13 protein-coding genes are annotated in these 20,532 nt (G+C 48.1%); 8 read left to right on the top strand and 5 right to left on the bottom strand.

The genetic code is table 11. The features are described from left to right. The first annotated feature begins 120 nt into the window (after nucleotides 1–120). Nucleotides 121–945 carry a MurR/RpiR family transcriptional regulator gene (locus HRU42_RS09280; protein WP_295030517.1) on the top strand — a complete coding sequence of 275 codons (825 nt, stop codon included), beginning with the start codon at nucleotides 121–123 and terminating at the stop codon, nucleotides 943–945. Between the two features lie 82 nt (nucleotides 946–1,027). Here HRU42_RS09280 and HRU42_RS09275 read toward each other — a convergent pair whose 3' ends face one another. Beyond that, nucleotides 1,028–1,903, bottom strand: a complete 876-nt coding sequence (locus HRU42_RS09275; protein WP_295030516.1) for an endonuclease/exonuclease/phosphatase family protein — start codon at nucleotides 1,901–1,903, stop codon at nucleotides 1,028–1,030. Between the two features lie 582 nt (nucleotides 1,904–2,485). Here HRU42_RS09275 and HRU42_RS09270 point away from each other — a divergent pair. Together HRU42_RS09270 and HRU42_RS09265 are read left to right on the top strand one after the other, a co-directional pair. After that, complete coding sequence (locus HRU42_RS09270) at nucleotides 2,486–5,311, top strand: TonB-dependent receptor (RefSeq protein WP_295030514.1); 2,826 nt, start codon at nucleotides 2,486–2,488, stop codon at nucleotides 5,309–5,311. Nucleotides 5,312–5,469: 158 nt separating this feature from the next. Then, nucleotides 5,470–6,543 (top strand): phosphoglyceromutase, encoded by a 1,074-nt coding sequence (locus HRU42_RS09265; protein ID WP_295030513.1) that lies wholly within the window; start codon nucleotides 5,470–5,472, stop codon nucleotides 6,541–6,543. A 177-nt stretch (nucleotides 6,544–6,720) separates the two neighbouring features. Here HRU42_RS09265 and cobN read toward each other — a convergent pair whose 3' ends face one another. From cobN to HRU42_RS09250, 3 genes are read right to left on the bottom strand one after another with little or no spacing between them, the layout of a single operon-like run. Further along, nucleotides 6,721–10,680, bottom strand: a complete 3,960-nt coding sequence (gene cobN / locus HRU42_RS09260) for a cobaltochelatase subunit CobN (protein WP_295030511.1) — start codon at nucleotides 10,678–10,680, stop codon at nucleotides 6,721–6,723. Nucleotides 10,681–10,696: 16 nt separating this feature from the next. Then, a complete protein-coding gene (locus tag HRU42_RS09255; protein ID WP_295030510.1) occupies nucleotides 10,697–11,053 on the bottom strand; it encodes a DUF2149 domain-containing protein in 357 nt (118 codons plus the stop codon). Between the two features lie 2 nt (nucleotides 11,054–11,055). After that, nucleotides 11,056–11,583 (bottom strand): MotA/TolQ/ExbB proton channel family protein, encoded by a 528-nt coding sequence (locus HRU42_RS09250; RefSeq protein ID WP_295030508.1) that lies wholly within the window; start codon nucleotides 11,581–11,583, stop codon nucleotides 11,056–11,058. A gap of 186 nt (nucleotides 11,584–11,769) precedes the next feature. On the opposite strand from HRU42_RS09250, the gene HRU42_RS09245 reads away from it, so the two are divergent. The 5 genes from HRU42_RS09245 (at nucleotide 11,770) to HRU42_RS09225 (ending at nucleotide 19,532) form a co-directional block, all read left to right on the top strand. Then, nucleotides 11,770–13,929: a TonB-dependent hemoglobin/transferrin/lactoferrin family receptor gene (locus HRU42_RS09245; protein WP_295030506.1), complete on the top strand. Its 2,160-nt coding sequence runs from the start codon at nucleotides 11,770–11,772 to the stop codon at nucleotides 13,927–13,929. A 7-nt stretch (nucleotides 13,930–13,936) separates the two neighbouring features. Next, nucleotides 13,937–16,390, top strand: coding sequence for a proprotein convertase P-domain-containing protein (locus HRU42_RS09240; protein WP_295030504.1), 2,454 nt, complete (start codon nucleotides 13,937–13,939; stop codon nucleotides 16,388–16,390). 4 nt (nucleotides 16,391–16,394) lie between these two features. Beyond that, a complete protein-coding gene (locus tag HRU42_RS09235; protein ID WP_295030503.1) occupies nucleotides 16,395–17,822 on the top strand; it encodes a DUF1566 domain-containing protein in 1,428 nt (475 codons plus the stop codon). 18 nt (nucleotides 17,823–17,840) lie between these two features. Then, nucleotides 17,841–18,422, top strand: coding sequence for a DUF1566 domain-containing protein (locus HRU42_RS09230; protein WP_295030502.1), 582 nt, complete (start codon nucleotides 17,841–17,843; stop codon nucleotides 18,420–18,422). A 417-nt stretch (nucleotides 18,423–18,839) separates the two neighbouring features. Beyond that, nucleotides 18,840–19,532, top strand: coding sequence for an aspartate/glutamate racemase family protein (locus HRU42_RS09225; protein WP_295030500.1), 693 nt, complete (start codon nucleotides 18,840–18,842; stop codon nucleotides 19,530–19,532). Nucleotides 19,533–19,895: 363 nt separating this feature from the next. Here HRU42_RS09225 and HRU42_RS09220 read toward each other — a convergent pair whose 3' ends face one another. Then, nucleotides 19,896–20,153: a hypothetical protein gene (locus HRU42_RS09220; protein ID WP_295030499.1), complete on the bottom strand. Its 258-nt coding sequence runs from the start codon at nucleotides 20,151–20,153 to the stop codon at nucleotides 19,896–19,898. Nucleotides 20,154–20,532 lie beyond the last annotated feature (379 nt).

The raw sequence follows: 20,532 nt of genomic DNA, 5'->3' as shown, positions 1-20,532 counted from the left end.
GGACTTAGATGCTTGTTATTTGGGGAAAATATTCTTATGGTGTAGAATATATTGTCTGGATTTTTTATTCATTCACACTGTTAGAGTTAATGAAATGTTACATATGATGGTAGATTATAAATGTCTGATGCACTAAAGCGAGATTACGACAGTTTACGACTAGAGATCACCCAGCGTCACAAGACGCTGAGTAAACGTTTGGGGCAAATTGCGAAATTTGCGTTAGATCATCCAACCGACATGGCATTGGAAACCATTGCCAGCATTGCCAAACGAGCCGATGTGCAGCCATCATCTATCATTCGATTTTCAAAGGCCTTTGGCTTTTCAGGCTTTTCTGAAATGCAAAAAGCGTTTAAGACCCGAGTTGTTGAACATTCTGCCAGCTATAAAGAAAGGGTTAGCGCGATCGATGTGACCGATTATGATCCTGAGCAGGGAGGAGGACATAATCTGCTGAAGCAATTTTGTAATGCAGGCATAGTGTCACTCGAGGAATTATGCGCCAGTGTCTTGTCACAAGATATCGAGTCGGCAGTCAAGTTAATCAATGAAGCAGAACATATTTATATTATGGCTCAGGGTCGGTCGTTTCCCATTGCGACGTATCTGGTCTACGCGCTTAATCATTCTGACTGTCGTGCCCATTTATTAGATGGCATGGGCGGTATGCTCCTCGAGCAGGCGCGTGTTATGACCAGCAAAGATGTGTTAATTAGCATTACTTTTCCACCCTATTCACCTGAAACCGCCAAGGTGGTGGCAGTGGCGTCTAAGACTAGCACCCCGATCATAGTGATCACAGACAGCACATATAGCCCGGTATCGAGCGCAGCTCGGGTATATTTTGAAGTACATGATGCCGAAGTGCATGGCTTTCGCTCGCTTAATTCCTCTATGTGTATAGCACAAACATTGGCTACATCCGTCGCTTTTCGTGAATAGTCCCCTTATTCATGGTGGAAAACGTCCCTAATGCACATCACGTTAGGGACGTTTTTCTGTGGTTGGGCTTAAGATCATTGAGCTAGGGGAAATTAATTTCAGCGAGTAACGGATAATGATCCGATGGGAGTCGACCATTGAAAGAGTCCGATAGCACACCAAAACGTCTAACCTTGATTGAATCGCTGGTGAAAATGTAATCGATTGGCGCATCCCCCATGGCGGCGATATTAAACTCGGTGAAGGTAAAATTCGAGCCATAGGGTTTCAATTCACTGACGCGAGATGCATCATAAAGAGCATGCTTGTAGGGGGTATTATCGGTCAATACTTGATAGGGTTTATCTGCTGGAGTGGTATTGAAGTCACCGGTGACAATGACAGGAGATTGGTTGGCTATCATATCGATACGGCGGCGAATTAATTGTGCACACTCTGCCCTGGATTCTGCGCCTTTATGATCAAAATGGGTATTAAAGAGGTAAAAGTTGTCGCCACTGGCGCGTGTGAATTGTCCCCAAGTCACCGTTCTGTTTAAATCTGCATCCCAACCTTTAGACGGAACATCCGGTGTTGGCGAACACCAAAATGTCCCTTGCTGCTGTAACGTTAATTTATCTTTACGATATAAGATGGCGGTAAACTCTCCTGCTATTTCACCATCGTCCCGCCCGACGCCAAACCAGGAATACAGAGGTAACAGCCCTTGTAAATCAGATAGTTGCCCCACCAAGGCTTCTTGAACACCAACTAGATCCGCGTGATGAAATTGAATCAATGAAGCAACAAATTCCTGCCTATGAGGCCAGGCATTGGGACCATCACTGGGGTTATCATATCTAATATTAAAACTCAGCACATTGAGTGATTCTGAATCTTGAGGCTGACTCGTACATGCTATGCCAATGATGCTGAGCCCTATGGCGGCTGTCACACCGATTGTTTTAATGGGTATCATTCTTGCTCCTGATTTCGATGAAAATACTGTCCAAATGAAATTGGTGGAATATAAATGCCAATAACATGACGCGTGAAAATAATATTTCTCAAACCTGGTGATGTCAATGGCATATTTATCAACAGAGCGCGTTTCTGTGGTCATCTGGACACGATAGCCTGACATGTAACGAACTTGATGGGGGTCAATTGATCCTTACTGGCCAGGATCTGACTGACTTGCCCTAGCCGTGATCATCTCACTGTTGCCATTGATGCTAGGTGGGCGCGTTAGTCAGTCATCATGTTGTAATAAAGTGTCGCTAGAGTTATCTAGGTGATCGGCAGTCAAGTCTACACTGGCCAGATCGGCTCCAAATCTGTATTTATCCTGATATTTCTATGATAGCCATAAAGTTTTGATACATTTTTAAGCTCTTTTCGGAATTTAAATGTTGAATACCTGTTGCGTGGAATTTAAATTCTGATAATGTGGTCGTGACTTGTTATGGGTATGTGACGACTTGTGTGAGTGGTTCGGGATTAATGTTAAGTCAGAGACAAGTTGCAAGAATTAGATATTATAATTACAGGGGATGAAACCATGTGTTCATTACAACAAAATAATACGTTAAGTAACTTTAAAAAAAATAAATTATGCAGTGCTATCAATAGTGTATTTGTCAGCGCCGTCTTGGTCGGGGCGACATTTGATGTGCTCGCTGCCGATGAGAATAACCCATCGACTCATGTTGAAGATGTGGAAGTCATTGAAATAACTGGCAGCTATAGCCGCAGTTTAGAAAAAGCCATCGATATCAAACGCGCTAACGTGGGCTTTTCTGATTCAATTGTGGCGACGGATATCGCCGACTTTCCCGAACAAAATTTAGCCGAGGCACTACAGCGCATGCCTGGCGTAACCATAGAACGTAATAAAGGTTTAGGTTCTAAGGTGAATGTACGTAGTTTACCCTCCGAATTTACCCATGTTTCAATCAATAACCTTGCGACAGCATCAGGCAGTGGCGGCCGTGATGTTGAATTCGATATCTTTGCTGCTGAAATTATTCAGAGCGTTAGCGTAAAAAAATCACCCACTGCCGCGGATGAAGAGGGCGGGATAGCAGGCTCAGTCTCAATCACCACGGCACGTCCCTTCGATTATCAAGGCAGAAAGCTCATCGTATCGGCGGAGGCCGCACATAATTCCATTTCCGAGGAAGTCGATCCCAGATTTTCCCTCTTAGCCAGTGAAAAGTTTGGTGACTGGGGAGCATTAGTTTCATTCTCGTCTTCTAAAAGAACCAACCGTACAGATTCTAATTCGGGTATCGATTTAAGACCCATGTTTCGCTGGTTAGAGAAATCAGGCTCAGATTCGAAACAAGCACAATCAGATCAGGCTGCAGACGTGTTGGAACGCGACGTGGGTATTACCATCCAAGATAGATTTGATCGTGACGAAACTGGCCGTGTGGCGTTTATCAATAAAGTGGCCGATCGTTCCTATATCACTGAACAAGAAAAGTGGGGCGCGACGGCTTCATTACAATTTAAACCCAGTGATGCGTTTAGTCTTACCTTCGATGCCATGCTAGGTGGGTTTGAAAGTATTGAAAATACCTATGATGCCGCCGGTTATTCTGCATCGAGTAGCAGTACCTTAGAGCAAGTTCATAGCTATGATAATACGACATTATCTGAATATGGCATGACGGTATTAACGGATGCATCTTATGCCGATACCCAACATGAATTCCTGAGTAGAGAGAATATTGATAATACCGAATATAGCCAATATAGCTTACGGATGGATTGGGAAGTGGCGGGTTGGGACATTAACGGTCTCTTGGGCTATTCTGGTGCCGAAAAGGTATCTGATTATGCCAATTTAAAGCACACGGCCTATGGTCCTTCGCGCGCTCGCTTTACTGACACCGGCGCCGAGACCATATTGAGTGATAATCCAGACAGCTTCGATATGTACAATACGCCGAGTGCCTATACGTTTGTTCATTATGATGTCGATTTTGAAGAAATCACAGATGATAAATATGCGGTACAACTTGATTTTCATCGGGCATTAGACCTAGAGTTTTTTCCAGCCCTAGCCAGTGTTCAATTTGGCGTGAGATATACCGATAAATCTAAAGTACGTAACTTTGGTAACGATCGGGTCAAGGGACCCTCCGAGGGAGACAGTTCATGGGGTGGTAATCGTTCTCTGCTCGACAGTGACCTAACTGAGATCTCAGATTTACTGCCTGGTGGCGATTATTTGTCCCAAACAAACAGTGACTTGTCTTGGTCTCAGGTATCTAATTCCTATGCGAGAGACGAATTTAGATATGATGGTTTTAAGGTGGATTTTGAAGAAGAAGAATTTTATCGTGTCGATGAAGAGACCGTTAGCCTGTACGGAATGGCAGATTTTGAATTTGAAATAGCCAGCTTGCCAGTGTATCTCAATACCGGTGTGAGAATTGTTGATACGTCTATTTTATCCTTCGGTTACCATCAAGTTCAAGATCAAAATGGCTCGACAGGTTACACAGATGCGCCAGTCTCTAAGAAGGGCTCATATACCGATGTGTTACCCAGCATGAATCTGAGCGTAGAACTGACAGATGATGTGTTATTTAGGGCGGCAGCATCGGAAACCTTGATGCGTCCAGCATTGGAAGATATTGCCTATAAGCGTACTGTGAGTCAACACGAGTTTAAATACCGCGACGGTAACCCAGATCTGTTACCTACTTATGCTAAGCAATGGGAAGTCGGTGTTGAATGGTACATGGTCGAAGGCGGTATTTTGGCTGCCTCCTACTTCAGCAAAGAAATCGAGGGGGTGGTGCGTGAAGCCCAAACGGGTGTCGTCGAAGATGTCACTAGGTACAATGATGATGGTAGTGTCGATGGTTCTTTTGATTTCGATGTGTATCAAAAAGTGAATGCCGATGGGTCATATACCGTTAGCGGTATCGAGTTGATTGCGCAATTCTCTCTGGGATTATTTCATGAATCTTTGGAAAACTTTGGTATAAATACCAACTACACCATGTTAGATAACTCATTAACAGGTGATTCGGATATTAATATACCAACACCACCAGAAGGTTTAGCGGATAAGACATACAATGCCACCTTTTATTATGAAAACGATACCTTCGATGCTCGTATTTCTTATAACTACAAGGATAAGTATGTAGATTATATCCAAAATGATCTTTATCCCGTATATCGCGATGAGTATGGTCAAACAGATATCTCGATTGGTTATAAAGTCATGGATAATATTAAAATCAGCTTAAAAGGCATTAATATAACCGATGAAGCTGTCAGGGGTTATACCATAGCGCCACAATTCCCAAATATGCATGAATATACCGGACGTCGTATCAGCCTAGGCATTCGTGCCGACTTTTAGATGATAAAGCTTAGATAGAGAGCTCACATGCTCCCTGCATTTACCCGTCAAAGGTGATGCAGGGGGCATTGTTGATATTAATGTCAACCATGTGATTTCAGTCAAGCAAACCTGTTTGCATAGGCTTGTGCTATCTGAATCATGCAAGAGGGAAAAACATGTTTAAAAAACTAATTGCGGTGCTCGCCTTGAGCAGCAGCTTTATGACCATTGCGGCCGATAATCTTATTCTAGTGTCCATCGATGGTTTACGCTGGCAAGATGTGTTTAACGGTGCACAGATGAGTATCTTAGAGGACAAGGATGCGGCTGCTCGACCACAAGAGCTAAAAGCTGATTTTTGGCATGATGATCTGCAACAACGCCGAGAAAAGCTGATGCCCTTCTTGTGGCAGACAATAGCCAAACAGGGCGCACTCATCGGCAACAGAGATCAAGGCTCTAACATGTCGGTAGCCAATCCATTTATGTTCTCTTATCCAGGTTATAGCGAAATATTAACCGGGATTGTCGATCCTAAGATAGACAGTAACGATAAGATCAATAACCCCAATATTACATTTCTCGAGTGGCTCAATAGTAAGCCTAAGTATAAAAATAAAGTGGCTGCATTTGCGAGTTGGGACGTATTCCCCTACATCATCAATAGCGAGCGTAGCAAGATCCCAGTCAATGCTGGGTTCGATAGCAGCCCGGAGACTGACAGTTACAGTCAGTTACTTAATCAGTTACAGACAGAGATCCCCAGCCCTTGGCACAATGTAGGCTTCGACGCGTTTACTCACCGCTTTGCGATGCATCATCTGGCGTTAAATAAACCTAAAATCACCTATATTGCCTATGGCGAAACCGATGACTTTGCCCATGACGGTCTCTATGACCAATATTTGTATGCGGCCAAACGCACCGATAGATATTTGCAGGAGTTATGGGAGTTCATCCAATCGACGCCTGAGTATAGAGATAATACCGTGATGCTGATCGTCGTCGACCATGGCCGCGGGGCTCAGCTTGCGGATTGGGGCAAGCATGGTGCTAAGTATGACGTTGGCTCAGAGCAAGTGTGGTTAGCCGCCATTGGCCCGGGTGTTAAGTCCGCAGGCACCATAACCACGCCACAAGAAGTGAAACTCAATCAAATTGCGGCCACGGCGTTAACCTTACTCGGTGAGCAGACCAGCGACTTCAATCCGGCAGCCGGTAAGCCGATAACCTACATACTGTCAAAATAAGGCAATCTCTTAAAGACATGCAACAGGCTAAGGTTCGACTCCGCTGAGATCCGAACAAGGTTAGCTATGTGGGGTTTATGTTTAATCAACAACGGCAGGGCGTTAACATGCACTGCCGTTTTTTTATGCACGAAAATGTGCGTGGGTTAGCCTAGGATTTTTATCAGCTAAGGTCCTTTACTGTCTGAGGCTCTTTATCAGCTGAGGCTCTCTCGCCAATAGGGGCCTGGCCGCGCCGGCGAAGAAGATAAACAGCAAGACGAATAAGGGTAGCAGATACCAGTAGTCATCCTCTTCTTGCTCGCTAGGTTTTTGCACCTGCTCTAGTTTCTGCCCGCTGACTTCTTGTTTCGCCTTGGACGTATGAGTCTGAGCCGGCGCCGCCATGGCTGGTGCCAATGGTGCTAGGCCAAAGCCAACACCTTGTGTCTCGACAAATTCGGTAAACTTGTCGTTGTCGGTGACCACATCGAAGCGATTAGCGAGACTGATATAGGTTTCCAGCATTTTCTTCAGCGTCGCCTCGTCGGCCTTCCAGTAGTCTTTACGATTGGCTTCGAGCATGCGCTCCAACATCTGCGCCAGGGCGTGGGCATTATTTTCCTCGAAGAAGGCCTGCATATCCAGCTGGTACTTGTCTTCGACATAGACCTCGAATATCGACTGCCAATGATCGTCCCGCACCAGCTCTGGGGTCATCACCTCCCAGCCCCAGAGGCTGTTGATACGATCCAGTATGGTGGTGGCGCCGGCATAACCCGACTCCTGCATGGCTTGGATCCAGCGAGGATGCAGATAACGGCCGCGCATCTCGTTATTGAGGAAACTGGCCATGGTCTGCGCCTTTATCTTGTCCTTACGCCGTAAGTTACTCACGTACATTTCGGGCGTCTTGCCGTCGAGTTTACGCACAGCCTGGCCCATGCCGCCGAAATACTGGAAGGGATCGTCATTGGTCAACAGGGCATAGAGGTTGGTCGAGCGGGAGAATATCACCGCATCGGTACCGGATAACACCTTGCCATAGAGATCCACGTCTTGTATTTTCTCGCTCCAGCGGCTCTCATCCTTGCCATAGGCATAACCCATACGTTTAAGGTAACGCTCGCTCATGGCATCATCGGTCTCCCAGCTGCCAGAATCTAAGGTCTGATCCGCCAATCCCGTGCCGTAGTTACCCGAATCGTTAGAGAAGATGCGGATACTGGAGAGATAATCCGCTTCCTCCGGTGTCTTGCCCTGCTGCTCCAGCTGTAGCTTCAATGTTTGAGAGTGACGATAGGCGAAGTTATTGTCCTCCTTCATCTTGGCTATAGTGTCGATGGCGTCTGCCATCCATAACATGACATTGGGAAAAGCGTCACGGTAGAGGCCAGTCGCCGATACCACCACATCGATCCTTGGGCGTTTGAGCTCACTCATTGGAATGACCTCAATGCCGATGACATCATCTTGCGCATCCCATGTGGGCCTGATCCCGAGGGCATGGAGGATCTGCACCTCTAGTGCGCCATGATGACGCATGGTTTCGAGTGACCAGAGAGAGAAGGCCAGTTTCTGTGGGTATTTACCATGCTTTTCTCGGTAATCTGCCACCGTCTGCTCTAACAAGAGCACGCCTGCCTCATAGGCTTCTTTCGATGGTACCTTAGCCGGGTTGAAACCGATAAGATTGCGTCCGGTAGGCACAGATTCCGGGCTACGGATAGGATCGCCGCCATAAGACACGGGAATATACTTGGCCGACATAGCGGCAAGCAGGTTTTCTGTTTCGGCGATATTGGCAAAATTGTCCCAATATTGTTGCGCCGTGGTGAGCCAGGCGTTTAGCTCTTCGCTTAAGCCTTCGAGTTGTTGGCCCTGAATGTATGCCTGTAGCAGTTGGAACCCGGCTAAGGCCTCGAGACGAGTCACGTTCAGCCTGTCTGTTTGCTCATCGGCGGGCAGCGTTAGGCGGTGGTCATTTTCGTAGGCCTTGGCCGCCTTGGTGAAATCATCGCCCAACATCTGCAGCATGGTGCTATACAGGTGTTGCTCCTTGGGTAACAAGCCGAAGGTATGCACCCCAAGCGGCTGAGCCTGCTCGGCCATCTCGGTAAGTTGATCTTGAAGTCGGGCCAGATTCTGATCGAAGTCACGGTCAAACTCTTCCCTGTTCATGGCCAAATCTTTTAACAGATTGAGGGCTTCGACGTTCTTGGTGATCTGGGTCTTGGTATTCTCCCTCGTTTGCCCTTCATCTAACAGCCGATAATTCGATAGTAGATCGTTGAGTTTAGCGATATCGGCATACAGGCCAGCCTTGGCAAAGCCTGGCGTCAGGTGGCTGATGGTGGTTGCCCGGCCGCGGCGTTTTGCCTGCATGGCCTCGCCGACATTATCTATGATGTAAGGATAAAATACCGGCACATTACCCACGGCCAGGTTGGGCGAGTCATCGACCGACAGGCCGCGCTCCTTACCCAATAACCATTCCTGTGAGCCATGAGTCCCTAAGTGGATGAAGGCATCGGCGTTAAATATCTGCTTGGCGTAGAGATAGATGGCCAGGTAGCCGTGGTTTATCGGCGTCTTCATGTCGTGATACAAGGAGCCGTGCTCCGAGATGTCGTTGCTGCGCCCCCCTTGAGGAAGCACGATTAGGTTACCCAGGTTCATTCGCGGAATGATGAAGGCCAGCTCACCCTTTTTAGTGGTGATCATGGGGCTGTCTTTGGCCTGTCCCCAGCGGTCGTTGATGCCTTCTTGTACCGAGCCTGGCAAGCTCGCAAACCAGGCTTCATAATCGGCCAGGGGCAAGAGGTCGGCGAGATCTTGCGCTAACAGACCACTGGCGTCTTCGTTACGATAATAGGGACGCAGTAGCTTGCCTGCCGCCTCGATGATCTCCTTGGCAGGTTTTGGCTTGACGTTATAACCGTCTTGTCTCATCGCCTTGGCTATCACCTCGAGTGAGGCGGGAACGTCAAGAAATGCGGCGCCTATGTTCTTCTCTCCGGGAGGATAGTTCCAGATAAACGCGGCCACTCGCTTGTCTTCATTGGCCGTGATGGCGAGTTTGGCATGCTTGATGGCGCGCTGGATAAGCGCGTCCATCTGCGCCGGCATCACCTGCTTATTGCCCTTGTCATTAGCGGTTATGATGACAGGATCGATACTGCCGGTGTCTTCGGGCATCACCAGGAAGAATGGGGTTAAACCCGGCGATATTCCAGCTTGAGCCTGTGCAAACTGTTCGCTGTCACCGTCAACATAGTTGAGTGCATGGATCACTGGGATGGTTAACTGCTCAAATTCTTCCCGGCGCTGCTTAACATAATGCAGTGAGCGGTAGTTGATCATCAAGTTAGCGCGTGTTTGCCCCTTGTCATCTGTCAACAAGTCCGTGTATTTTAGCTTGTCCTCCTTATCGTCGTAGAAGAAGGCGAAGGCCCGTTGGCCTTCAGCTTCTATGCCGTTGATCATGGCATCGATCACCTCTTGCTGTTCATAATCGATGGCAGAGCGGTGAATGCCGATGGCGATAACGGCTTGTTGCTCTGTGGGGGCAAGCCAGGTGAAGAATGCCTGCTCCTCATCGGTCAACAAGTCAGGATATTGGGGATGATACAGGCCAGTCACAGGGGTGGTTCTAGGTGCATCAGCCTTTATTTTACTGATGTGTAACACATCAGTGGCGATATAAATCATCAGGTTTTTGTAGTTTCTGCCTCCGGCATGACGAAAGTAATCTGCCAGTCGCTGACTCTGTTCATCGGCAAGGTTCTGATTGAATGTGTCACCTTCGAGATCCCCCAGAGAGACAATTTTCAACTTGGGGAATTGCTTGGCTATGACTTCGAATTTCTCGAACATATACTGAGATAACGCGGGATTGATGCCATCTAGCATCACCAGATCGGCGCTGCGCCATTGCGCGGCTATCTCTTTATCTGACTTGCCCTTGGTGATGAGTTGAATGAGTTCAAATGGCTGCTCTTTTGCCAGTCTGGTTAACAGTGCCTTCTTGGGCGCCGAATTATAATTCGACATCACCATAAGCACACGCTTGGCACCTGTTTGAGTGTCAGCCGAGGTGTCTGCCTGGGCAAGGCCGGGTAAAAACATGGATATCAGGATTAATACACGTAGGAACATGAAGTTTTCGCTCGCTTTATAGCTTGTTATTTGTGGCAGTTTGCTTATCTGAGGTGGCAATTTCGCCGTCTTCGGGGACATAGATCATCGAGCCGTCGACCATCTTATAGGCGATGCCGGCACGGGCACCTTGACCGCTGCCAATATTGCCCGATGATTTGTAATGTTTGATCTCCTTACCTTCCTTGACGATGATCTCCATGTTGGGCTTGCCAGCATTCTTCACCACAGTGACATTTTCTGCAGAAAATGTGTTCAAGGGGTTCTGTGCGATGGCGATCAGCAGGGCGGCGATCAGCACCAGAAAAATATCGATCAGGTTGACGCTGGACAGGATAGGGTTGAGCTCTTCGTCTTCATCTAAGAAACGCACCTTCACTCTCCCCTTAACTTGCGGATATTAATCAGCTCGCTGGCGAACCAACGTTTCTTTACCGATGCTGGCCAGAAGGTGAGGGTGGCGATGACCAGACCCCAGATCACCGAGGCAAAGGCGATGATAAGGCTCTCGCTGATCCCTTGAATATTACCGTCGGCGAGGGCCTTGAGCGCCGGCCCCATGGGCACCATGGTGGCAATGAGTCCCAGCATGGGGGCTACGCGAGTGACGACACGTAAATTTTCAAGCTTCTTGAGGGCGAAGATTTCTAGTTCATCTTCACAGGCATTTGGGTTATTGACGAAATAGTTGTGTATGGGATAACCCGAATACCATTTTCGTTCTTTGATTTGAATCGTCAGCCTGTATAACTGGGCATTCTTACGCCTGACGTAAAACAAGCCTGCGAATCGCCCCATGGCATAGATGGCATAGATCAATAATAAGACGATACAAATGAGTACCGGTGTCATCAAATATTCAGACAGGTTAGCGAGCAGCCCTTCGAGCAAGGCGATGTTCATGATTTGTGGTTCCTGTAAAAAAAGCAGGAATAATATATACATGTGCGCTCAACGCAAATAATAATCGATCTCATTACTGTTAACGTGATCAACATCATGTTAACGAATGTTTCTTTGTAATCTAAATGGTAATCATTACTATCTAAGTGTATGGTGCTGGCCTTTCGCAATTACAGCACGATGTTTATGAAATTATTACCCATTTCAATTGCCGTTATTACCAGCATATACAGTGGTTTATCATATGCAAAGGTCGAATCCCCAACAAAGAGTGAACACAAAAAAGACCAGCTGGAGGTGATCAAGGTTATCGGCACCCGCTTGGAGAAACCTCTGACCGAGATATCGGGTAGTGCCGTGGTGATCACAGCAGCAGATATCGAAAACTTGGTGGCCACCGAACTGTCTGATCTGTTTAGAAATGAACCCGGCGTCTCTGTGACGGGCTCTGCGGGTACGCCGCAGAACATCACCATTCGAGGCATCACAGGCAACCGAATCCTGATGATAAAAGACGGCGTGCGCATGGCCGATGGTTATGGTGCCAGCGACATTAACGACAGTGTCGGACGTTTTAACTTCGATCTCGATGATGTTAAATCTATCGAGGTGGCCAAGGGCCCCGCATCCTCATTCTTCGGCTCGGGAGCCTTAGGGGGGGTGGTGAAAGTCGAGACCAAGGAAGCGGCAGATTACCTCTATCATCATAAAAATTACCTGTCGTTAAAAGGCTTGTACAGCGGCGTCAACGAGCAGAAAAAGATATCTGTCACCGCTGCGACTAAGGCATTTGATATTCCAGTCATGTTACGTGCGAGTCAATGGCAGGGCCATGAGCAACAAAACTATGCGGGTACGCGATCCCCTGCCGATATCGATGGCACCAGTATCTCTTTCAATACTAACCTTGTCAGCAATAAGCACTGGCTATTGAGCGTCAACACTGACTGGCAGAGCCAGAGTAAATCGACACATTGGGCACCGGATACCGTGCCACAGCCTGATGGTGCTTGGGATGTGGTAAAGCGCAATAGAGATGAAGAACAAAGCTCAATGGTGCAGCAGGTCAAGATGCAATACTCGCCCGAGTCCTTAGCCTGGTTCGATAACCTATCGAGTCAGATTTACTATGGCGAGACTGAAAACGAAAATAACGTAAACGATGTACTCACACGGACATTTCTTAACGTACAAGAGCGATATCGTAGATACGAGAGTGATGAAACATTTAAGGAGGAGACCTATGGCTTCAGCATCGACATGGACCTGAGTACTGAACTATACGCCATGGAACATAATTTCCTCTATGGTGTAGAAGGGCTGCGCTCGCTCCACTCGCGCGCCAAGGCGCGCACTATGATTGAGAACGGTAAACAAACCTACTGGTCAAATCAGTCCTTTGCCGATGCCAGCACCGACTCATTCAGTGTCTATATCTCAGATGATATTAGCCTGAGTGATAATTGGGGGCTGCTACTCAGTAGCCGCTATGACAGCAATAGCCTGACACCAGAACAAACTGAAATATCAAACATTAAACTGGAAGATAACGCTTCAGATAATGTCTCTTCCAGTGTCGCGTTAAGCTATGATCCCGGTGAAGATATCAATGTCTATCTCGCCTACTCTCAAGGCTACCGCACCGCGCCTTACGACAAGGTCTATGGCAGTATTCCTCACCTGTTTGCCATGCCGCCGTTTGAGATCATCCCCAATTCTGATTTGGATGAAGAAACCAGCGAGAGTATTGAGCTGGGCATGCGCTGGCAGTGGCAAGATCTGGACATAGCGGCGAGTTATTACTATAGCCAGTACTATGGTTTCATCGATTGGATCGAGGTCGGTCTTCGCATGAGTGACGGCGTATTTGAACGCCAATTTGTTAACATCGACAACGCCAGCTCCTGGGGCGGCGAATTCAACCTAGATTATGACTTGACTGAAAACCTGGACGTCCAGTTTCAAATGGGCTGGGTTGATGGCAAGAATAATGATACTGGCGAGAAGTTACGCACCTTGACCCCACTGGAGGGCTCGGTCTCCCTCAACTATCAATACGACAACTTACGCCTCTCGGGCCTGATTAACGGAGCGAGTGAGATGACTAATGTCACCACCTGTGTCGATTCTCGCACCGGCCCGCAGGATTGCCCGGTACCTGCGGGCTGGGTGATTGTCGATCTAGCCGCCCAATATGAAGTCTACGCTCACTTCAAAGTTAATCTGTCGATTAAAAATCTACTCGATAAAGAGTATGTGCGCTACCAAGATGTTGCTGGCACGTCAGGCTACCAGCCCACTCAGCCAGGCCGCACTTTTAGCGCCTCAGTCTCTTATCAATTTTAGGTGAAGTATGCAACATCAGTTTAAATTAGCGGCTGTAGCTCTGCTCGTTAGCGGTGTCTGCGGAGCCAGTGAGTTACATTTTCTGACTCCCTCGAGCCCCACCCCGCTAGCAGGTGCAGGTCAGGCCAATGCTTATCTGAGCCAAGAGTTTTCAAGGGCGCATCAACTTGCCTACGAACGCCGCGGCGTATTCGGCCATTACTACAGTTTCTATCCTCTGATAGATGGGCTACCGCTATTTTCCGTGGTGGATGCCTTAGCGGTGAACCGAGCCGGCATGCCCTTTCGCTACTATCAGGCGTCGGTTACTTTCTTGCTATCACTCACCTGGCCTGAGTCTGATCTTGAACCCGAGTCGAGTGCCATTGCCCTGGCTATCGGCATCGAAGCGGATAATTTCGCCATCCTAGGTCTAGCCAAAGGTTGGTGGTTAACCGAGGCGTCGGGCCTTGAGCCCGTGTGGCAGGTGAAGGTTAAACAGCTCGAACCTGAGGCGACGTTTTCTTTCTACATCGACTTAGACCATAAACAATTTTTGGGCCAGGAGCGCACGGTTGAAGCGTATCAGCCTGACTTTACCCCCGGTGACTTGCTCACAGGCAAGAGTCTCGAGGCGCTGGTATTCGATCCCGATCCTAAGACCAAGCTGATGGATGAGAGTCTGGAGCAACAAGCCTTGACGGACTTGTTACCAGACGCTGCCTATAGCCGAGTCGAGCTGCAAGATCTTCAGGCTGTCGAAGCGGGCTTCATGCTCAGCGGACCCTATGCCAAGGTGGTGGACTTAGCCGAGCCCGTTAATCCATCTCCCTTGCTGACAGGGGAGATGGAGTGGCGCCGTCATGACGATGAGTTTGTTCAGGTCATGGCTTACTATCATCTGGACAAGGCTCAACGTCATCTGCAGAGCTTGGGTTATCAAGACACAAGCCAGATATTTTATGCGCCCATCGAGGTGGATGCTCGCGGCGGCACTAACGATCAGTCGGCGTTTTCTTTCCTCGAGAATAGGATCTTGCTCGGCATCGGCGGGGTGCCCGACGGTGAAGATGCTGATGTGATCTGGCATGAATTTGGCCATGGTTTGCTGCATTTCATCAATAATAGCGATAAGGGCGGCGACAGTGGTGCCATAGGCGAGGGGTTTTCCGATTTCTACGCCGGAGTGCACAGCTTCAGGGATCCTCAAGGCCAAATTTTTGAGCCAAATGTCTTGTTTAACTGGGATGCCAGATTCGGTAATCGTAAGCCCAGAACATTAAACGATCAATCGGCTAAATATAATCCTAATTATAACTATCCGGCTCACCAGTGGGTCAAAGATACTTTAGGCGATCAGCTCTGGTCGACCCCCTTATTTCAGGGGATGCGCCGGGCGTTCGAAAGCCATGGCGAGCAGGCTATCGATGATTTTGAACGCATCGTTATCGAAGCCATGTATGGCATGGGTGCTGGGGTGCGTATGGATCAGCTCGCCCTATCGACGCTGGACATGGCCGCGCGTATGCACCCGGATAAAGACTATGCCGCCATCTTGCAACAGCAATTCGATAAGCATGGTTTGATCTTAGACCCCATCGAATTAATTATCTCCAGTGCGGTGAAGCAGCAGGCCGGATCTGTGCCGCTAAACCTTTCTCTGCAAAATCTTGCGGTGGCAAAACTAGAAAATATTAGCTTGAGTTTCGTAGACTTACCCGGCGGTGTCGAGGTGAGTGGTGATATGACGCCAATGACTGAATTGCTCGCCGGTGATAGCAGGGCGATAGACGGACAATTTACCTTAGTGCTTGGGGACAAGTTAACCTGTGGTCAGAAGATAATATTGCCCGTCGATATGCATTATACCAGTGATATTGCCGCGATAAATCACTCCCGCCTCGCACTCGGTGTGACCATAGGCGAAGGAGCTTATCAGACGGCCACAGGCACCGGCGGAGACTTGCTCGATGCCACGGCCAATGATGTCGGTTTGACTAGGGAGATGGGGGTGAACAACTTCTATCTGGATTTTAGTCAGCAAGATTTGAAGATTAATCAAGATCTTACCCTGTCACTGCACATAGAGCATCCCCAATTTGACCAGCTCAGCATCAAGCTCATCAGCCCGTCGGGTCTGCAGGTCGATATCTGGGACCGAGGTTATTACCCGCGTACGAGTTTCGATCAGACCTTGCCAAATAGTGTGGCCGATATCGACTGGTCCGCAGTCATAGATGAGAGTCTGACGGGCAAGTGGCAGCTGCAGATCATAGATCACGACGCCGGTAACGAGGGCCAACTGCTTTCATGGGGCTTGAGCCAGGTGAGTGAATACACCTGTAGTCAGCCAGATGTTAGCCCACAACCAGATGAGACACCCGATGAAAAACCTAAAGATTCAGGTGGCAGCCTAGGCTGGACACTGTGGATGCTTGGTTGCGCTTATATAACACGAAAATATGGAAAAATGGAGAACTAGTACCATGAACAAAACCCTAAGCCCTCTGTATCTCGCACTGGTTTGTGCCGGATTAACCGCCTGTGGTTCGAGCGATGATTCGACCACAACACCGACTATTGAACCCGCTAAGGTTTATAGCGTTAGCTTTGCTGCCGATACCAGTGTCGATGGTCAGGTCTGCGCCGATGGTAACCAGAATTTCGTCTGTGATGCGGGTGAAACCCAAGCCGATATGACGGCCGGTGTCGCGACGCTGAGCAGCGAAGATGTGGCCGTGCTCAATAATTACTACATAGTACAGAGCCAAGATGCCGGCAGTGACAAGCCCATGATGCGCTACCTTGCATCTGCGGCTATTGCCGATAAGAGTGAGGTGACACTCAATCCGGTTTCCAGCATGGTGTCTGGTCTTATGCTGAACGGCATGACACAAGAGAAGGCATTAGCCTCGATAGCAACAAGCCTAAACAAGCAGTTTACGCTTGAGTTGCCAACCGATGCCAGCCTGTTACAGCATCATGATGCTTTGACCGATTTTAAGCCTAAATTTGACACCATGTGGCAAGCGATAGGCGCTAAGGCGGCTCAATCGCCGACGTTACTGGCCGCGATGAGCCAGCATCTGGCCTCATGGGCCGGCATGACTGACGAAGAGATAACAGGTTTTGCAGAAGATATCGTAGGTTACGCCAGTCAGCTAAATTCGGCTTATCCCATGACAGACACAGGGATCACCTTGTTTACCGATGGCAGTTCATTCGCCGCTGAAAACCGAGATGAGCAGTTTGCCGGACAAGATGCCGACTATGGCCTAGATAAAACCAACAATGATAACAGTGACGGGCTCGCGGGCTTCAGTTATCAGAAACTCGATGCCAAGGGCGAGGCATTGGCCGCCGATGCTCAGCTGTGGAGCTGTGTTAAAGATCTCAATAGCGGGCTTATTTGGGAAAATAAAACCGCCGATGGCATAGGTGTGCAAGATAAAGATCATCTGCTGATCTATATCAAGGATGAGCGAGTGATCAACCAAGGTGAGATTGATGAGGCCAGCTGTGATGATGCCAATGGTATCTGTACCACGGCGCAATATCAGACCTATCTGAATGGGCTAGATGATAAACAAGGTTTGTGCGGTGTTAAAGATTGGCAATTACCGACTTTCGATCAGCTATACAGCCTGGTCAACTTCGCCTCTACTGATTCAGGTAGTGATGATGTGCAGATGGCTGTCGACATCAAGTTCTTCCCCAATACGGCGGATAATGATTATTGGACCAGTACGCCTTCGGTAGAAAATTATGCCTCGATGGATCAGTCTGCCTACATGTGGACCTTAGGTTTTAACCGCTGGTATATGGGGGCCACCACGTCTTACTCATACTGTGTCACTCAAGATGATTGTGATTATCCATCAGCCTTGCCAGTCCGTCTTGTCGGTGTTAAATAAGAGAATTAGGGAAATATAATGAATAAATTACTATTAGCGGCGGCGATAACCCTGAGTTTTTCTGCGACGGCAGTAGAGCAAGCCTGTGAAATGAGTTTCGACGCGACCACACCGACCGCAAGATTTATCGATAACAATGACGGCACGGTGACAGATCAAGCCACTAAACTGATCTGGATGCGTTGTTCTGTAGGCCAAAGCTGGAACAATGAGACTAAATATTGTGATGGTATGCCCGTGACTGTCTTCTGGCAAGGAGCGCTGCAAGCGGCCGACAACGCCAGAAATAATCAGGCAAATAAGCTATATCACTTCGCTGATAAGACAAATTGGCGCGTGCCTAACATCAAAGAGCTGATTTCTATACGCGAGCAGCGCTGCGTGTATCCTGCGATGAACAGTGTGATCTTCCCTAATGTCGATGCGATTGCTCAGGCGGAAGGCGGTTATTCCTACCTCTGGTCATCCACTCCGGTCATTGCCGACGAAGGAATAATGAATTTAGATGTGACCGCTGGCGCTGTGGTGGCCAGTACCTCGGTGGTGGATTATGCCCGCGGTGTGCTCTTGGTCGCCGACCCAGCACCCGAACCTGAATAAGGCTAGCCTGCGCGGTAAACACCGAGCCTAGGGTAAACATAAGGGCTATTGTTGAGAGAATGACTCATCAATAGCCCTTTGTATTTGCTGCCAGTTTATGCTGCTGGCTCGTTTTACAGCGTAATTAACCTAAGCGAGTTAGGCTTCAACCAACTCGGCTTCTATTATGTTATCGGCGTAGCTTTGCCTCGATGCTTACGACTCGATATTCACCTTGATATGCACTTCGATAGTCGCCTTGAACGTCTCTGGCCATGGCATCGGGTAAGACACTCGATGCGCTGACTCAGTCTGTTAATCTTGCGGTACAAGTTTGCTGATCTGGCTCACTGTGATCATAAGGTCAAACCGGTTAGTCTATCTAGAAAATTCAGGGTCTAATAAACAAGGGCCAGACAAGACGGTCAAGGAGAGAGGGTGAAAACCATAGGAATGATAGGCGGCATGAGCTGGGAGTCTACGGCGAGTTATTATCAGGCATTAAACCAGGGCATAAAGCGTGAACTCGGTGGATTGCATTCGGCAAAAATCGCCCTCTATAGCGTAAATTTTGCCGAGATTGAACGCCTGCAACACTTAGGCAAGTGGGATGAAACCGCCGAGATACTCGCCGACGCAGCGCGCTCGGTTGAAGCCGCGGGGGCAGATTTTTTCATGATCTGTACCAACACCATGCACAAGGTCGCCGAAAAAGTAGAGCAAGCAGTAGGGATCCCACTGCTGCATATCGCCGATGCTACTGCCCATAAGCTTATTGCAGACGGAGTCACAACCGTTGGGCTATTGGGCACACAATTTACCATGGAGCAGGACTTTTATAAGGGACGCTTGACCGAGCAATATGGTATCGAGGTGCTAACGCCTGAGCCTCAAGATAGAGAACTTATTCATCGGGTTATCTATGAGGAGCTATGCCTTGGCAAGGTGGAACCAGAATCTCGCCAGTCCTACCTGAAGATCATTGAACGCCTTTATGTTCAGGGCGCACAAGCGGTGATTCTAGGTTGCACCGAGATAGCGCTATTAGTTGGCCAGCAAGATACCCAGGTTCCCTTGTATGATACGACGGCCATACACTCAGAAGCCGCGGTTAAAAAAGCACTCTTTTAAGCAACAGCATCATCAACCAAGTGAGTAACGGTGCTCAACCCCTTCATCTATCCAGTGATAAATACAGGTTTACCTTCTATAAATGTGTCGATAGAAGCGAGTGTTTTAAGGCCATTAGGGTTGAGGATTTTGTAACTCGTCTTTGGACAGAAATGGGTTTACTTGTCGGATAACAAGTTTCAAATATTTTTTTTGATTGCTTCATTGGGCGGGATTGGGTTTGGTCATTGTCTGGTAAACATAGCTTCATGTTTATCTATCACCTGCCGTGGGCTTAAGTGCAAACACTTCTGTGACACGCCACAAGCACTGTCCCTGTGGGCTCTACGACATCATCCCTGATGCCGAAGGTCACAGCCGCGTTTACACCAGAGTATTTGCTTCTTCGATTTGAATTTTACTGGCTAGTAACTCACTTTTGGACAAAAGCTTCTTAGAGTTAAAGCTCTTAAGATGATGAGTCTCATTAGGGAAAGTATGGCAATCGGATATACGGTAATGCCGCATTAGGGTGTGAGCAACGCTACCACCAAGCCTAAACCATTGCGCCGTAAACACGAAACTAACCTTGAGATAAAATACCAAGCGTTGGGAATCACTCTTAAATTCTTTGCTATGCATATATGGTCATTACTTTAGTGACTTTGCAAGAGCTACTACAGGGCGAGATCGCGAACCCACTTTGGACACAAACGAGCTAGAGCTTTAACTGACGAGATTTTGATTAAAAAAAGTATCTTAGTTTATTCGAAATCTCTCTAATTCGCTCTGCCCCCTTTATCCGTAATTCGCTCTGACCCCTTTATCCGCTTTATCCGTTTTCTCATCGATCACCACCCAGCTCTATTCGGTGGTAGTTGTGGATTAAGCGAGCTAATAACACATCGGCGATCGTGGCGTTGCTGATCATGTGGTACCACTCTTTTATCGACAGAGCCATCAACTATGCCTGTCCATATTAGTTTCTATAGGAATAGGGGGAGGTGAGTCGAGGCATTTT

The organism is Shewanella sp. (assembly GCF_013214165.1).
In the GTDB taxonomy this organism is placed as follows: Bacteria; Pseudomonadota; Gammaproteobacteria; order Enterobacterales; family Shewanellaceae; genus Shewanella.
This window is presented reverse-complemented; position numbering and strand designations above follow the sequence as displayed.

Bases quoted from the DNA above. Each gene is read 5' to 3' on its own strand.
- HRU42_RS09250 (WP_295030508.1), bottom strand. From the start codon at position 11,583: ATGAACATCGCCTTGCTCGAAGGGCTGCTCGCTAACCTGTCTGAATAT.
- HRU42_RS09220 (WP_295030499.1), bottom strand. From the start codon at position 20,153: ATGCATAGCAAAGAATTTAAGAGTGATTCCCAACGCTTGGTATTTTAT.
- HRU42_RS09235 (WP_295030503.1), top strand. From the start codon at position 16,395: ATGAACAAAACCCTAAGCCCTCTGTATCTCGCACTGGTTTGTGCCGGA.
- HRU42_RS09230 (WP_295030502.1), top strand. From the start codon at position 17,841: ATGAATAAATTACTATTAGCGGCGGCGATAACCCTGAGTTTTTCTGCG.
- HRU42_RS09280 (WP_295030517.1), top strand. From the start codon at position 121: ATGTCTGATGCACTAAAGCGAGATTACGACAGTTTACGACTAGAGATC.
- HRU42_RS09275 (WP_295030516.1), bottom strand. From the start codon at position 1,903: ATGATACCCATTAAAACAATCGGTGTGACAGCCGCCATAGGGCTCAGC.
- HRU42_RS09265 (WP_295030513.1), top strand. From the start codon at position 5,470: ATGTTTAAAAAACTAATTGCGGTGCTCGCCTTGAGCAGCAGCTTTATG.
- HRU42_RS09240 (WP_295030504.1), top strand. From the start codon at position 13,937: ATGCAACATCAGTTTAAATTAGCGGCTGTAGCTCTGCTCGTTAGCGGT.
- HRU42_RS09245 (WP_295030506.1), top strand. From the start codon at position 11,770: ATGAAATTATTACCCATTTCAATTGCCGTTATTACCAGCATATACAGT.
- cobN (WP_295030511.1), bottom strand. From the start codon at position 10,680: ATGTTCCTACGTGTATTAATCCTGATATCCATGTTTTTACCCGGCCTT.
- HRU42_RS09270 (WP_295030514.1), top strand. From the start codon at position 2,486: ATGTGTTCATTACAACAAAATAATACGTTAAGTAACTTTAAAAAAAAT.